Genomic DNA, 14,668 nt, shown 5'->3' on the forward strand with positions numbered 1-14,668 from the left:
CTTATCCAAAAATGGATAGATAAAACATTATTACAATAACAACGGGACATACAAAACGTACGTACCAAGGCCAAACTTTCCAAAATATACTGTGCTCTACTTGTTCATTTCCTTGTTTAATTTCACTAAGAATTTGATCTCGTTTCCAAATCCAACCAGCAAAAACACACAAAACTAAACCCAATAATGGTTGACTGTACTTGGTGGTCAAATCAATCACTAGCCCAAATAGAGAGGCCATATTAAAAGCAATGATTGAACTGATTAAGAAAATTAGGATGGTTAGCGACCATACCGCTTTTTTACGGTTCACACCTTTATTTTCAACCACATACGCAACAGGCACTTCTAACATAGATATTGACGACGTTAGCGCTGCAATTAACATTAATGCGAAAAATACAAAAGCAACAAACACGCCCACTGTACCCATAGAGTCAAATAATGATGGCAAAACAGCAAAGATTAAATTAGGTCCGTCAATTAATGCTCCGGTATCCGTAAATATTTTAATGCCATTGTGAAGGGCAACGTACATAGCAGGAATAATAAGCATACCAGCGAGTATTGCCACGCCAATATCAACCAAAGCTACAGAGGCCCCTAACGTTGGTAAATTTTCTTTTTTACTGACGTAAGATCCATATACAAGCATGGTACCTACGCCTAATGACATAGAGAAAAAAGCTTGCCCCATGGCATTAATAAGTAATTTAGGATCTAAAATTAAACTAAAGTCTGGCTTTAAGTATGCTTTCCAACCACTCATTGCGCCTTCAAGAGTAGAAACATAGATTATCAATAGACCAATAATAACAAACAATGCAGGCATCAGGCGCACTGACCATTTTTCAATACCTTTACTGACTCCACCTGTAACTATGCTAGCTGTTAAACATAAAAACAAACCACAGAATAGAATATCACGAGTATATGAAGAGGTTACCAACCAAGTCGATAGTGACTCTTGGCCGCTCATGTCACTGATGGTTTGTAAAAAATGAGACAGCATCCAGCCAGCAACTAGTGCATAAAAAGAAAGAATTAAAGAAACGGTAACAAACCCCCACACGCCAGTAGCTTTACCTAAAATACTACCGTTGGAGATTTTACTTAGGGCATCAACCATGTTTGAACGAGTGGCTCGGCCGATAATAAGCTCAGCCATTAAAACTGGGTAAGCCAATACGAAAGCTAAAAGAATATAAATTAATACAAATGCTGCGCCACCATTACTAGCAACCTGAGTAGGAAATCCCCATATATTTCCCAACCCAACAGCTGAACCAGCTGCAGCCAATACAAAACCAATCCGAGATGAAAATTCTCCACGTGCACTCATCTATAAACCTTTTATTGTTATTTTTATGAAAGATAAATTTAAGGCCCCGATAGAGGCCTTAAACTTATTCTTGTTTACTATTTATAGCGTATACGTTGGCAGCCAACACATCATAAGTAATGTTTGCAGCTTCTTCCAAGAAACCATCAATATCTTCTAACTCTTCTGGTAAGTCGTCTAAGTTTTCTACTTTCTCAAGTCCTATCCTATCCAAACGCTCGTTAGTTCTTGTTAAGGCGCGTTTTTCATTCTCAGCCTTTTCGTTCAAACGCTCAGACTCAACTAAAGAAATAGTTTTATCTTCTTTTTTAATATTATAGCGAACGATATCTTCATAAATATAGTTAAACTCCGTTTTGACTCTTTGTTTATGAAGTGCTGTTAGACTTTCGACAACATTTTTATTTTCATCAAAGGTTGCGTAATTGGCTCGAGCAATACTATCCCAAGGTAAAGCATTCTCTTCTTGGCTTTCACCCCAGTCTGCATGGTCAATTACTGATGGGAATAAAATGTCTGGTATTACTCCTTTGTGCTGAGTACTGCCACCATTAATGCGGTAAAACTTTGCAATAGTAAACTGCACACTGCCTAAAGGGTTTTCATATAAATCATAAATACGACCTAAAGGACGATGTTGCTGTACTGTACCTTTACCAAAAGTCTGTTCGCCTAAGATTAATGCACGGTTATAATCTTGCATCGCAGCAGCAAAAATCTCTGAAGCTGAAGCACTATATCGGTCAACTAAAACTGTTAAAGGTCCGTTATAAAAAACCTTACCGTCAACATCTTGCTCTAACCTGATACGACCAGCACCACTTCTTATTTGAACCACTGGTCCTTTATCGATAAACAAACCAGACAATAAGGTTGCTTCTGTTAAAGAGCCGCCCCCATTACCCCGTAAATCGACAATTATACCTTCCACCCCTTGTTCAGTGAGACTAGCGATTTCTCTTTGAACATCTTGGTGTAATTTATTATAAAAAGAAGGGATTGCAATCACCCCCAATTTTTGGTCTTTATGAGGACCTGTTTTGGGTGTATAAACTTCTGATTTGGCTTCTCTGTCTTCTAGCTTAATTTTATCGCGAACAAGTGTAACTACATCAGGAACTGAAGACTCAGACGAGCCTTTCATAATTTGTAATTTTACAGTACTGCCTTTAGGACCTTTAATAAGCTCAACAACCTCATCTAAGCGCCATCCAATAACATCAACAAATTCATCTTCATCTTGAGCCACACCAACAATCTTATCTTCTGGCTTTATCTTTTGTGACAAATCAGCAGGCCCGCCAGGCACTACGCTTCGGATAACGGTAAAATCATCTTCGCTTAAAAGTACTGCTCCAATGCCTTCAAAAGAAAGGTTCATTTCCATTTGAAAACGTTCAGCATTACGAGGTGACAAATAACTAGTGTGAGCCTCGATACTTCTAGCAAAAGAATGCATCACGGTTTGAAAAACATCTTCGCTGGAGGTTTGTGTTAAGCGTTTAATAGCTCGCTCGTATCTTTTAGCCAACAATTCTTGAATTTTAGGCCATTCTTTACCAGCTAACTTTAAATTGAGGGCATCATACTTAACTCTTTGACGCCAAAGTTCGTCAAGTTCAGCTTCATTTTTAGCCCATTCCGCATCCTTTCTGTCGTAAACAAATTTATCGCCTATTTTTTCAAAGTTAAATTCATTTTCTAATAAGCTAAGTGAAAATTGATAACGCTCAGTCCTGCGCTGCATGTTTAATTGATAAATTTCATAGGCTATACTTAAATTACCTCTTTCAATGGCATCATCAAACTTCTTACTATCAACTGAGAACTTGGCAATATCTTCTGCGGTAAAAACGTTTCTATTAAAATCCAAAGAGCGAATAAAACGGTTAAATATTTTTACTGATAATTCGTCATCTAAATCAATTTGTTTGTAATGTGCACGCAAAAATTGAGAAGTGACTCTTTTTGCAGCAGCAACGTGCTGCGATTCCTGTGTTAGCTTGGGCAAGTCTTTGACCCCCAAGCTGCTTTCTAGTGCTAATGAACCTGTGCTTACTATAACTAACGCGGACAATACCGATACACGAATTGATTTAATCATTTAATTACCTCTTGGTGCGAGCCAACCTTAAATTTTCTAATTGCACTTTGACAACCATTCCTGAGTCAAGTTGCACTTGAATTCCATCTTTTGCTACATCAGAGATGGTAGCAGGCATAGGTGTTTTACCGACTTTAACTGTCACAGCGGTCCCTGCAACGATTTGACTATCGTTTAGGCGTTCTGCTGGAGGAAGCTTTTCTTTTGGTTGGGCAGGTTTTTTAGTTTTAGATGTAGGCTTGAACTTAGGCACATCTTTCTTTTTGAAGTTTTTCTTTGTTTCAAGGCCAGCTGCTTTTTGCTCTTTACGTTTAAGCGCGACTTTGGCCTTACTTTCTTCAAGTTGTTTTTGTGCATGCTCAACATGCTCATTATCAATTGCAGCTACTTCGTTACCGTCAATATCTACTCGTTTGGCATCTTTTTTTATACAATGCAAATAACGCCAGCTATTGGTGTAATGACGTAAAGAAGAGCGTAGTAGCGTTTTACTTACTCGCTCTTCTTCTACTAAACGTTCAGCTAAATCTTGAAAGATTCCAATCTTTAACGGTTTTGCGTCACCTTTGTTACTGAAACAAGCTGGGAATTGCTCAACTAAGAAATTAATTACTTCTTTGCTATTCGAAAATTTCTGTGGATTGTCCATTAAGTCTTCTAGTTTGGTTAATTACGAGGTTCTTGGTGCTCATCATCCCAAGTTGCTAGAAGTTGGTCAACCCAGTCGTACAAATCATCGTCATCAATATCGAGTAAATGGCTATCTTCTCGCCAATTTTCCCAAATATATTGGATCATGTTCTCTAAGGACACCGTTTTGATGTCTTCATTGGCCTTATCGTACAACATGTGCAGTATAGTATTTAACCTATCACTAGCTAGTTCAGCTCTGTCTTCCCAAAAATCCATGTCATCAACGGTTGCAAGAGCAACATGAATATCAATTAAGTTTTTCATCTACTTGCCTACTTCTAAATTCAATGATCTTTCAAAGACTTCAACTATTTTCGATAATCCAACTTTATCTTGCTCATCAAATCTAGCAACTAATGGACTATCTAGGTCTAGTACCCCAAACACTTTTCCGTCTTTAAGTATGGGCAAAACAATTTCAGAGTTTGATGCTGCATCGCAAGAAATATGACCTGCAAATTCATGCACGTCTTCAATAAGCTGAATCTGGTTATCTTGTGCTGCGGTACCACATACCCCTCTACCAAGTGGAATTCGGATACAAGCTGGTTGCCCGTGAAAAGGCCCGAGTACTAATTGTTTTTCTTTATGGAGATAAAACCCCGCCCAATTAACATCAGCTAATGCCCAGTAAATAAGGGAGCTAATATTTGCCATATTAGCGATCACATCTGTTTCAGATGAAACTAAGGCTTCTGCTTGGGCGGCTAACTCAGCATACTGTTGTTTTTTATTTTGATTCATTCAATAAAACCTAAGGTGTTAATCTGTATATCCAGCTATTCCAAAGAAAACACCACCCTAACTTGAGTTTCGGTAGTCATTTCTCCAGGCTGGTAACTACTGCTAGACTTGGCCTCTTGCATTCGCATTTGAACCGGCATAACTTGTCCTGCTGATTGCTCAGATATGGATATCACTTTGCCTAATTTCAAGTCTAATGTTTTTACCATGTCTTGAGCCCTAGCTTTTGCGTTCAATAAAGCTTGGCGTAATGACATTTGATATTCAACTTCAGACTGACTGCTACTGTAATTAAAATTTGAAATACTGGTGATACCCAATTTTAACACTTCATCAATAGCTTTTTCGTAAATTTGAAGGTCATCCACAGTGACGTTTATGGTGCGCGTTAGAATAAAACCTTTTTGTTCACGTTTCTGATTGCTGTATTCAACCCAAGGATTAAACCTGACTTGTAAAGCTTGTAACGATTTTTTATTTACCCCTACCTTGAGCAAAGCGTTAATCACATTGGTAGACTTTTTAGTCATTACAGCGTTTAAATCTGCGGCTGAACTACCCTTTTCTTCTAAGGATAACGAAAAACTAAATCTGTCAGGCACACTAAATACCAGCCCCACTCCAGTTACTTCTATTTGCCGATTTAAGTCTACAGACGATTTAGATTGCTTAGCATGACTTTGGCTAACGCAAGCTAAAAGTAAAACTAATGTGATAATACGCATAACTATTCCTTTATGAATCGAGATGGCTATATTAAAGGTTTTTTATGAACCTTAACTTAACAAAATGTAAATAATCAGCTCTTTGAATTAACTGTCAAAAGTAAATTTTTCAGGGGCATTATTATAGATAGCAATACAGGATTGGCAGATACAGCTAGGATCTACATTTTCATGGAGTTGAGCTTTTAATCCGGCGGGTATACTAGTATTAAAACACCAACAGCTCCCAAGTTCTGCACTACATTCATTGAGCTTATTGCATAAAGGGCATATTGAAGCGCTTTTTGGTAATGACTGAGGCATATTAAAACAGCCTTATAAATTTTTAGGATATCGAACTAGTTTAAAAAGATTTAGCAGGAATATAAACTTCTCCTTTCATTAATTTTCTGGCACTACGGCTCATCGATACTTTTTTCACCATCCATACTTCATTAGCAAGTTTTGTCTCTGCCCCTACTTTCAAAGTACCTGATGGATGTCCAAATATTACAGAATTTTTGGGGCCACCACCAGCCGCTAAATTAACCAAAGTACCGGGAATAGCCGCAGCGGTTCCTATTGCTACTGCAGCAGTTCCCATCATGGCATGGTGTAATTTACCCATAGATAAGGCCCGAACTGATAAATCAATATCTTCAGCAGTGACAGTTTTCCCACTTGACGTTTGATATTCAGTGCTTGGTGATACAAAAGCAACTTTGGGAGTATGTTGCCGTTCTTTTGCCTGCTCTAAATGTTCTATCAATCCCATTTTCAGTGCACCGTAGGCCCTTATAATCTCAAATTTAGCAAGGGCCGACTCATCGCTATTGATAGTTTCTTGTAATTCAGTGCCTTGATATCCAAGTGCTTTGGCATCAAGAAATATAGTGGGGATACCAGCGTTAATCATAGTCGCTTGAAAATTGCCCACACCGGGTACAGATAATTCATCAACCAAATTGCCCGTTGGGAACATGGCTTCTTCGCCATCCACAGGGTTAACAAATTCAACTTTTACCTCAGCAGCAGGAAAAGTCACCCCATCTAATTCAAATTCACCGCTTTCTTGAACCTGGCCATTAACCATAGGGACATAGGCTATTATGGTTTTACTAATATTAGCTTGCCAAATACGCACGACTGCAACGCCGTTATCGGGAACACGACTGTTGTCTATTAAACCATTGCTTATTGCGAATGAGCCAACTGCTGCGGTCAAATTTCCACAATTACCACTCCAGTCGATAAACGGTTTGTCTATAGCCACTTGTCCGAATAAATAATCGACATCATGTTCAGTTTGGTTGCTTTTAGATAAAATCACTATTTTACTGGTACTTGAGGTAGCACCACCCATGCCATCGGTATGTTTACCGTAGGGATCAGGACTACCAATGACTCTCATTAATAATGCATCTCTAGCAGCACCTGCCACTTGAGTTGACTCAGGCATATCGGCTAGTTTAAAAAATACACCTTTACTGGTACCGCCACGCATGTACGTGGCTTGCACAGCCTCTTGAGGAAGATAAGACATAGTGTTCTCCTAATTCTTTATTGAAGAATAGACGGCACTAACTTCAGGTTAAGTACCGCTAAAGCGCCAATTCTAATTGAAATCAAGGGGCGTTTGATTCAAGAAAATCATTTGCAAATTTTTGCAGTACACCGCCAGCAGTATATACAGAAACTTCCTCTGCTGTGTCTAAGCGACACTTAACTGCAATGTCTACCACTTCACCATTGTTTCTAGTCATCTTAAGGTTCATTACTCCACCAGGGGCTGTTGCACCTTCTACATCATAGGTTTCGCTACCATCAATGTCATATGTATGTCGAGTTTCTCCATTTATAAACTCTAGTGGTAATACCCCCATACCGACTAAATTGGTACGATGAATTCGTTCAAATCCTTCAGATATGATCACTTCAACACCGGCTAAGCGGACGCCTTTAGCCGCCCAATCACGAGAAGAGCCTTGACCATAGTCAGCACCCGCGATAATAATCAGTGGCTGTTTGCGTTTCATGTAGGTCTCAATTGCCTCCCACATGCGAGATTCAGTCCCATCGGGCTCAACACGAGTAAACGAACCTTGCTTTATTTTACCCTCATCATCTTTACACATTTCATTGAACAGTTTCGGATTAGCAAAGGTTGCACGTTGCGCGGTTAAATGGTCACCCCTGTGTGTGGCGTACGAGTTAAAATCAGCTTCAGGTAAGCCCATTTTATTTAAATATGCTCCAGCCGCGCTATTTAATTGAATCGCATTTGATGGAGATAAGTGATCTGTCGTAATGTTATCTCCAAGTACGGCTAATGGTCTCATCCCCTTCATTGTGCGTTCGCCCGCTAGTGCACCTTCCCAGTATGGTGGTCGACGAATGTAGGTACTGGTTGGATCCCAATCATATAGAGGGCTTTCAGCTGGCTCAAAGGAGCCTAGGTCAAACATAGGTGTATAAACCTTTTTGAATTGCTCAGGTTTAACACTCGCCGTTACTATGGCATCGATTTCTTTATCCGATGGCCAAATATCTTTCAGCTTGATTTGGTTACCATTTCGATCAAACCCTAAGACATCATTTTCAATATCAAAGCGCATGGTACCAGCAATAGCATAAGCCACCACTAGTGGTGGTGATGCTAAAAAAGCTTGTTTAGCATAAGGATGAATACGGCCGTCAAAATTACGGTTACCGGATAATACAGCTGTTGAATACAAGTCTCGGTCGATGATTTCTTGTTGGATTTTAGGATCAAGGGCTCCAGACATACCATTACAAGTCGTACATGCGAAACCAACTATACCAAAGCCTAATTTTTCCATTTCTGGTAATAAACCAGATTCTTCCAAGTAAAGCTTGGCAACTTTTGACCCTGGCGCAAACGAAGACTTAACCCAAGGCTTTCTAACTAACCCTAATTCGTTCGCTCTTTTTGCGATAAGGCCTGCGGCAACAAGGTTACGAGGATTAGAGGTGTTTGTACATGAGGTGATGGCGGCAATAATAACTGCACCATCTGGCATTTCGCCATTAGCCTCTTGGACTTTACAATCATTCAAGTTCTTAGCAATGTCTTTTGTGACTAGCTCTGAGGTTGCCAATCTACGATGAGGATTAGACGGCCCCGCTAAATTACGGCCAACATGCGATAAGTCAAATTCTAGTACCCGTTGGTACTGAGCTTCAGTTAAATCATCAGCCCACAAACCAGTGTGCTTAGCATAGGCTTCGACTAATTCAACTTGCTCTGGCTCCCTGCCAGTAATTTTTAAATAATCAATGGTCTGCTTATCAATATAAAATAATCCAGCTGAAGCCCCATACTCAGGTGTCATATTCGAAATGGTGGCCCTATCGCCTATGGTTAATGCAGCTGTGCCTTCTCCAAAAAATTCTAAATATGCAGACACCACTTTGGCATCACGTAAGAATTCTGTCATAGCGAGTACTATATCTGTGGCAGTAATTCCCGGCTGCCGAGTACCAGATATTTTTACGCCGATAATATTAGGTAGCCTCATCATTGATGGCCGCCCAAGCATGACGGTCTCTGCTTCTAAACCACCAACCCCTACAGCAATAACCCCCAATGCATCTACGTGGGGAGTATGGCTATCGGTTCCTACACATGTATCAGGAAAGGCCACGCCATCACGGAGTTGGATAACGGGAGACATTTTTTCTAAGTTAATTTGGTGCATGATGCCATTACCCGCTGGGATAACATCGACATTTTTAAAGGCGGTTTTGGTCCATTCAATAAAGTGAAACCTGTGTTCGTTGCGTCTGTCTTCAATGGCTCGGTTTTTGTTAAAAGCGTCACTTTCAAAGCCCCCGTGCTCAACAGCTAGAGAATGATCGACAATTAGCTGAGTTGGCACAACGGGATTAACTTTCGATGGGTCTCCGCCCTGCTTAGCTATAGCATCTCGTAAACCCGCTAAATCAACCAATGCGGTTTGACCTAATATATCGTGACAAACAACCCGAGCTGGATACCAAGGAAAATCAAGCACTTGCTTACCATAAACAAGTTGTTCAAGGGAGTCTGTTAATACTTCAGGAGAGCACTTTCTAACTAACTGCTCTGCGAGTACCCGTGAGGTATAAGGTAACTTTTTATAAGCCCCTTTACAGATGTTTTCTATTGCTTCTCTGGTATCAAAGAAGTCAATGGAAGTACCTCCAATCTTATAATTTGGAAGGGGTTTACGGTATTCATAATTCATAAAAGTGCTCAAAAGGAAAATCAGGGAAAAAAGGCCGAAACAGCTAAACGGCCTGCATTATCTAATTACCGCTGTGATATTGCCTTCACGGCTCTAGGTTCTGCCCCTACATAATCTGCACTGGGTCTAATAATACGGTTGTTCGATCGTTGCTCCATTACGTGAGCAGCCCAACCCGTTAGTCGCGAACATACAAAAATGGGGGTAAATAACTTAGTCGGTATGTCCATGTAAAAATAAGCGGAGGCATGGAAGAAGTCGGCATTACAAAATAATTTTTTGGACTCCCACATAAATTCTTCGCAGGCTACCGATACATCGTACAACGTACTATCACCGTATTCTGTTGCTAGCTTTTCAGACCACTTTTTTATAATGACATTACGTGGATCAGATTCACGATAAATCGCATGACCAAACCCCATAATTTTTTCTTTGCGGGCTAACATTCCGGCCATTTTTTGCTTGGCATCAGCTGGAGAAGTAAATTGTTTAATCATGTCCATAGCGGCTTCGTTGGCACCACCGTGCAAAGGACCTCTTAAGGAACCAATAGCACCTGTAATACATGAATGCATATCAGATAAGGTAGACGCACACACGCGAGCTGTGAAAGTAGAAGCATTAAACTCATGTTCGGCATACAAAATAAGAGATACATCCATGACCTTTTGATGCTGTGCTGATGGCGTACTACCCGTTAGTAATTTTAGAAAGTGTCCCCCTAAAGAAGGCTCATCACTTGTGCACTCTATTTCGATACCTTCATGGCTGTAGCGGTACCAAAAGCACATAATCGCAGGAAATGCAGCAAGTAGTCGATTAGCAGCTTGGTTTTGATTAGAAAAATCACCTTCAGGATCTAGGTTTCCCAAAAACGAGCAACCTGTGCGCATGACATCCATGGGGTGGGTGTCTGCAGGTATTAATCTTAAAACGGACTTAAGCGCTTCGGGCAAATCACGAAGCTGAGTCAGTTCTTGATTATACCCATCTAGTTGAACTTGGTTTGGAAGCTCTCCGTTGAATAGCAAATAAGCCACTTCTTCAAAGGTAGCGTTATCAGCAAGATCAGAAATATCGTAACCACAGTAGGTTAAGCCGGAGCCAGATTTCCCCACGGTACATAACTTAGTTTCACCTGCACTTTGACCACGTAAACCTGCACCACCCAGTTTTTTATCTACCATAATATTGTCCCGTTTGTTAACAAAGTCAACGCGTAATGACTACGCAGCACTTAAAATAGATCCATATCGATTACTTGTTTTTTCCTTCTGAGAACAAAGTATCTAGCTTTTGTTCATATTCGTGATAACCAAGGTAATCGTATAACTCCATACGAGTCTGCATTGTTTCGACAACCGCTTTTTGATCACCATTAACAAGGATAGACTGGTAAACATTTTCAGCGGCTTTGTTCATGGCCCTAAACGCGCTAAGTGGATACAACACCATATCAGCGCCCCACTCTTTCAATTCACTGGTGTTCCATAATTCGGTTTGTCCAAATTCGGTGATATTCGCCAAGATAGGCACGTCTAATGCTTCTGAAAAAGCACGATAGTGAGCTTCTGTTTTTACCGCTTCTGCGAAAATTCCATCTGCTCCCGCTGCGACATAAGCCTTTGCTCTGTTTATGGCCGCTTCTAATCCTTCTTGGGCAAAGGAATCGGTTCTCGCCATGATAAAAAAGTCAGGGTCGGTCCGAGCATCAACTGCAGCTTTTATGCGGTCAACCATTTCTTCGCTAGAGACAATCTCTTTATTCGGTCTATGACCACAGCGCTTTTGCGCAACTTGGTCTTCCATATGTACGGCTGCGGCTCCGGCCTTTTCCATATCTCTGATGGTTTTGGCAATATTAAAAGCGCCGCCCCATCCCGTATCTATATCAACCATTAAAGGTAAATCGCAGGCCGCAGTAATTCGTTGTACATCTACAATCACATCATTTAATGAAGTCATTCCTAAGTCTGGTAACCCATAAGAGGCATTCGCTACTCCGCCACCTGATAAATAAATAGCTTTATGTCCAATTTGCTTCGCCATCATGGCCGTATAGGCATTGATAGTGCCTACAATTTGTAGTGGAGCATTGTTTATAAGGGCGTCGCGAAAACGCTTTCCTGCTGATCTCATAGTGTGTTCATCCGATTTTCAACGTTTAGACGGGATGCTGATATATGCCTGCGCATGAGTATTTCAGCTAGCTCACCATCTTTATCTTCGATGGCTTGAATGATGTTTTCGTGCTCTCTAAAGGCTTTTTTGGCTCTGGGGCTTGCCATACCAAACTGAAAGCGATACATGCGTACAAGGTAGTACAACTCTTCGCACAACAGGCGTATCAATAACTTATTGCCGCTGCCCATTACAATACGAAAGTGAAAGTCTAGATCTCCCTCTTCTTGCATATAGGCTTCGCCTTGCTGTAACGACTTAGTTTGATTATGGATAACGAGGAGCTTTCGTAAATCGTCAATTTGTTCTTTTGACATATTTTTAGCAGCTAACCTACATGCGGTGCCTTCTAAAGACTCTCTTACTCTAAATATTTCTAAAAGCTGTTCTGTCGACAATGTCACCACGCGATAGCCAATGTTGGCCTTACGTTCTAACAAGCCACAGCCTTCTAACCGAGACAAAGCATCTCGCAAGGTACTACGGCTAATTTCATAATGTTTAGCTAACTCTGGCTCACTAAGTTTAGAGCCAGTAAATATATCGCCCTCAACTATGCGTTGGCGCAAATCAGTGAAAACTGTATCGGCTCGGGTGAGTATAGGAGATGAGGTAAATGTGTTAGGTTGCAAATTATATTGTCGACAAAATAAGTGATGAAAAACATTTTAAATTGTTTTAATGAGATATCAAGAATAATTGTCGACAATATTTGTAAGGTGAGGTTATTTAAGTACTTCAGTTAAAGCATTAACACAATAATCCACATTCTTCTGACTAGAGGCGCAGCCCATAAGGCCAATTCGCCAAACTTTGCCAGCTAACGCCCCTAATCCGGCGCCAATTTCTAGATTATAGTCATTCAGAAGCTTAGTTCTGACTTCTGCGTCATCAACATGCTCTGGAATACGCACAGTATTCAATTGCGGTAGGCGATATTTTTCGTCAACCGCAAACGCTAAACCTAAGCTTTCTAACCCAGCTTTCAGGCTTAAATGGTTAGCTTGGTGCCTTTGCCAAGATTGCTCTAAGCCCTCTTGTTGTAAAATCAACAATGACTCATGCAGAGCATAAAGGCTGTTGACAGGAGCTGTATGATGATAAGCACGCTTTGTTCCTTTGCCCCAATATCCCATCACCAGATCCATATCTAAAAACCAACTTTGAACTGGTGTTTTTCTGGCTTTGATTGCATCAATTGCCGCTGAGCTAAAAGACACAGGAGATAACCCAGGTACACATGATAAACATTTTTGTGTACCTGAATATATAGCGTCTATTTGCCATTCATCTACTTTAAGCTCACTCCCCCCTAGAGACGTTACTGCGTCAACAATCGTTAGGCAGTTATATTCTTTAGCTAACTTACATAAGGCTTGGGCATCATTTAATACGCCAGTAGACGTTTCTGCGTGTACAAAGGCTACGGCTTTAGTATCCGGGTTCGCATCTAATGCATCTTTAAGCTTATCTAGACTTGTCTGCATGCCCCATTCATCTTGAACTGTAATGGCAACACCGCCACAACGTTCTACATTTTGTTGCATGCGGCCACCAAACACGCCATTTTGGCAAACAATAACTTTGTCCCCCGGCTCAACTAAGTTAACGAATACCGCTTCCATCCCTGCAGAACCAGGCGCTGAAATTGGCATAGTGAGCTCATTTTTAGTTTGAAAGGCATACTGTAATAAAGCTTTCACCTCATCCATCAGTGCAACAAATTCGGGGTCTAAATGTCCAATAGTTGGTCTAGCTAGGGCGTGTAACACTTGCGGATAAACATCAGACGGGCCTGGCCCCATTAAAATACGATTAGGGGGAATAAAAGACGAAAATGTTGTAGACATAATATGAAACCTATAAAAATGTAATGAGTTCAGTTTGACTATCTTTAGTCGAAGCAACAACCCTTGTATGTTGAGCATAAGTAGGATAAATAAAGCGTATTCTGCTTATGGTAAAGACGCTTAAACAGCGCGGACCTCTGGCTTTATGCTAAAACCACACACATTATTTTCAAGCAGAAATTAATTAAGTTTGCGGTTTTAACTCTTCTGCAAACCATTGACTATTTTGAACATAATGCTGAGCAGGTTTTTCTAAAAACTTTCGCTGTTCTAAAGGAATACTCTTAACCACCTTAGCTGGGCTTCCTATTGCCAAAGACCCCTCGGGGATCTCCATGTTTTCAGTCACTAAACTATTGGCACCGATGACACAATGTTTGCCAATTTTAGCACCATTTAAGACAACAGTATTAATACCAATAAGACTATAATCTTGGATGCTACAACCGTGCAGCATAACATTATGGCCAACAGTGACACCTTTTCCTAATGTCATGGGCACACCATGGTCGGTGTGTAATATTGCTCCGTCTTGAATATTACTACCTTCGCCAACAGTAATAAGATCGCAATCACCTCGAATCACAGCGTTAAACCAAACACTGACATTTTTCTCTAGCTTTACTTGCCCAATAACATGGCAACCTGGCGCTAAATAAACGCCTTGAGCTTTTTCTACTCTATGTTTACCTAATGAATACATCATAATTTGCCTAACCTCAGTTCTAGCTAAGAAGTATCGTAAAAGTGAAATTTTACGACAAATTCTGAAAGTTAAATAATATTTACACTCATTTGGA

General features: G+C 40.4%; 13 protein-coding genes. All 13 read right to left on the minus strand.

Features of this window, described 5'->3' with window-relative positions:
* Position 1 precedes the first annotated feature (1 nt).
* Positions 2–1,342 (minus strand): sodium-dependent transporter, encoded by a 1,341-nt coding sequence (locus ABJD71_RS04265; protein ID WP_348165020.1) that lies wholly within the window; start codon positions 1,340–1,342, stop codon positions 2–4.
* 64 nt (positions 1,343–1,406) lie between these two features.
* Positions 1,407–3,446 (minus strand): carboxy terminal-processing peptidase, encoded by a 2,040-nt coding sequence (gene prc, locus ABJD71_RS04270; RefSeq protein WP_348165023.1) that lies wholly within the window; start codon positions 3,444–3,446, stop codon positions 1,407–1,409.
* A gap of 4 nt (positions 3,447–3,450) precedes the next feature.
* Positions 3,451–4,095 (minus strand): RNA chaperone ProQ, encoded by a 645-nt coding sequence (gene proQ / locus ABJD71_RS04275; RefSeq protein ID WP_348165027.1) that lies wholly within the window; start codon positions 4,093–4,095, stop codon positions 3,451–3,453.
* A 17-nt stretch (positions 4,096–4,112) separates the two neighbouring features.
* Positions 4,113–4,403, minus strand: coding sequence for a hypothetical protein (locus ABJD71_RS04280; protein WP_348165030.1), 291 nt, complete (start codon positions 4,401–4,403; stop codon positions 4,113–4,115).
* The gene (locus ABJD71_RS04285; RefSeq protein WP_348165033.1) at positions 4,404–4,883 is read right to left on the minus strand and encodes a GAF domain-containing protein; all 480 of its coding nucleotides are present in this window, start codon (positions 4,881–4,883) and stop codon (positions 4,404–4,406) included.
* 35 nt (positions 4,884–4,918) lie between these two features.
* Positions 4,919–5,608 carry an SIMPL domain-containing protein gene (locus ABJD71_RS04290; protein WP_348165036.1) on the minus strand — a complete coding sequence of 230 codons (690 nt, stop codon included), beginning with the start codon at positions 5,606–5,608 and terminating at the stop codon, positions 4,919–4,921.
* A 343-nt stretch (positions 5,609–5,951) separates the two neighbouring features.
* Positions 5,952–7,130, minus strand: a complete 1,179-nt coding sequence (gene prpF, locus ABJD71_RS04295) for a 2-methylaconitate cis-trans isomerase PrpF (RefSeq protein ID WP_348165039.1) — start codon at positions 7,128–7,130, stop codon at positions 5,952–5,954.
* Between the two features lie 82 nt (positions 7,131–7,212).
* Complete coding sequence (gene acnD / locus ABJD71_RS04300) at positions 7,213–9,834, minus strand: Fe/S-dependent 2-methylisocitrate dehydratase AcnD (protein ID WP_348165042.1); 2,622 nt, start codon at positions 9,832–9,834, stop codon at positions 7,213–7,215.
* A 65-nt stretch (positions 9,835–9,899) separates the two neighbouring features.
* Entirely contained in the window at positions 9,900–11,024 is a 1,125-nt protein-coding gene (prpC, locus tag ABJD71_RS04305; protein WP_348165045.1) for a 2-methylcitrate synthase, read from the minus strand.
* 70 nt (positions 11,025–11,094) lie between these two features.
* A complete protein-coding gene (gene prpB, locus ABJD71_RS04310) occupies positions 11,095–11,976 on the minus strand; it encodes a methylisocitrate lyase (protein WP_348165048.1) in 882 nt (293 codons plus the stop codon).
* The gene (locus ABJD71_RS04315) at positions 11,973–12,650 is read right to left on the minus strand and encodes a GntR family transcriptional regulator (RefSeq protein WP_348165051.1); all 678 of its coding nucleotides are present in this window, start codon (positions 12,648–12,650) and stop codon (positions 11,973–11,975) included. Before ABJD71_RS04315 ends, prpB begins: the two co-directional genes overlap by 4 nt.
* 93 nt (positions 12,651–12,743) lie before the next feature.
* Complete coding sequence (locus tag ABJD71_RS04320) at positions 12,744–13,868, minus strand: alanine--glyoxylate aminotransferase family protein (protein WP_348165054.1); 1,125 nt, start codon at positions 13,866–13,868, stop codon at positions 12,744–12,746.
* 184 nt (positions 13,869–14,052) lie between these two features.
* On the minus strand, positions 14,053–14,574 hold the full coding sequence (locus tag ABJD71_RS04325; RefSeq protein ID WP_348165057.1) for a gamma carbonic anhydrase family protein: 522 nt from the start codon (positions 14,572–14,574) through the stop codon (positions 14,053–14,055).
* Positions 14,575–14,668 lie beyond the last annotated feature (94 nt).

The sequence above is a fragment of the Paraglaciecola sp. genome (genome assembly GCF_039943935.1).
Taxonomy (GTDB): Bacteria; Pseudomonadota; Gammaproteobacteria; order Enterobacterales; family Alteromonadaceae; genus Paraglaciecola.

Coding starts and splice junctions, on each gene's coding strand:
- ABJD71_RS04265 (WP_348165020.1), bottom strand. CDS start 1,342: ATGAGTGCACGTGGAGAATTTTCATCTCGGATTGGTTTTGTATTGGCT.
- prc (WP_348165023.1), bottom strand. CDS start 3,446: ATGATTAAATCAATTCGTGTATCGGTATTGTCCGCGTTAGTTATAGTA.
- proQ (WP_348165027.1), bottom strand. CDS start 4,095: ATGGACAATCCACAGAAATTTTCGAATAGCAAAGAAGTAATTAATTTC.
- ABJD71_RS04280 (WP_348165030.1), bottom strand. CDS start 4,403: ATGAAAAACTTAATTGATATTCATGTTGCTCTTGCAACCGTTGATGAC.
- ABJD71_RS04285 (WP_348165033.1), bottom strand. CDS start 4,883: ATGAATCAAAATAAAAAACAACAGTATGCTGAGTTAGCCGCCCAAGCA.
- ABJD71_RS04290 (WP_348165036.1), bottom strand. CDS start 5,608: ATGCGTATTATCACATTAGTTTTACTTTTAGCTTGCGTTAGCCAAAGT.
- prpF (WP_348165039.1), bottom strand. CDS start 7,130: ATGTCTTATCTTCCTCAAGAGGCTGTGCAAGCCACGTACATGCGTGGC.
- acnD (WP_348165042.1), bottom strand. CDS start 9,834: ATGAATTATGAATACCGTAAACCCCTTCCAAATTATAAGATTGGAGGT.
- prpC (WP_348165045.1), bottom strand. CDS start 11,024: ATGGTAGATAAAAAACTGGGTGGTGCAGGTTTACGTGGTCAAAGTGCA.
- prpB (WP_348165048.1), bottom strand. CDS start 11,976: ATGAGATCAGCAGGAAAGCGTTTTCGCGACGCCCTTATAAACAATGCT.
- ABJD71_RS04320 (WP_348165054.1), bottom strand. CDS start 13,868: ATGTCTACAACATTTTCGTCTTTTATTCCCCCTAATCGTATTTTAATG.
- ABJD71_RS04325 (WP_348165057.1), bottom strand. CDS start 14,574: ATGATGTATTCATTAGGTAAACATAGAGTAGAAAAAGCTCAAGGCGTT.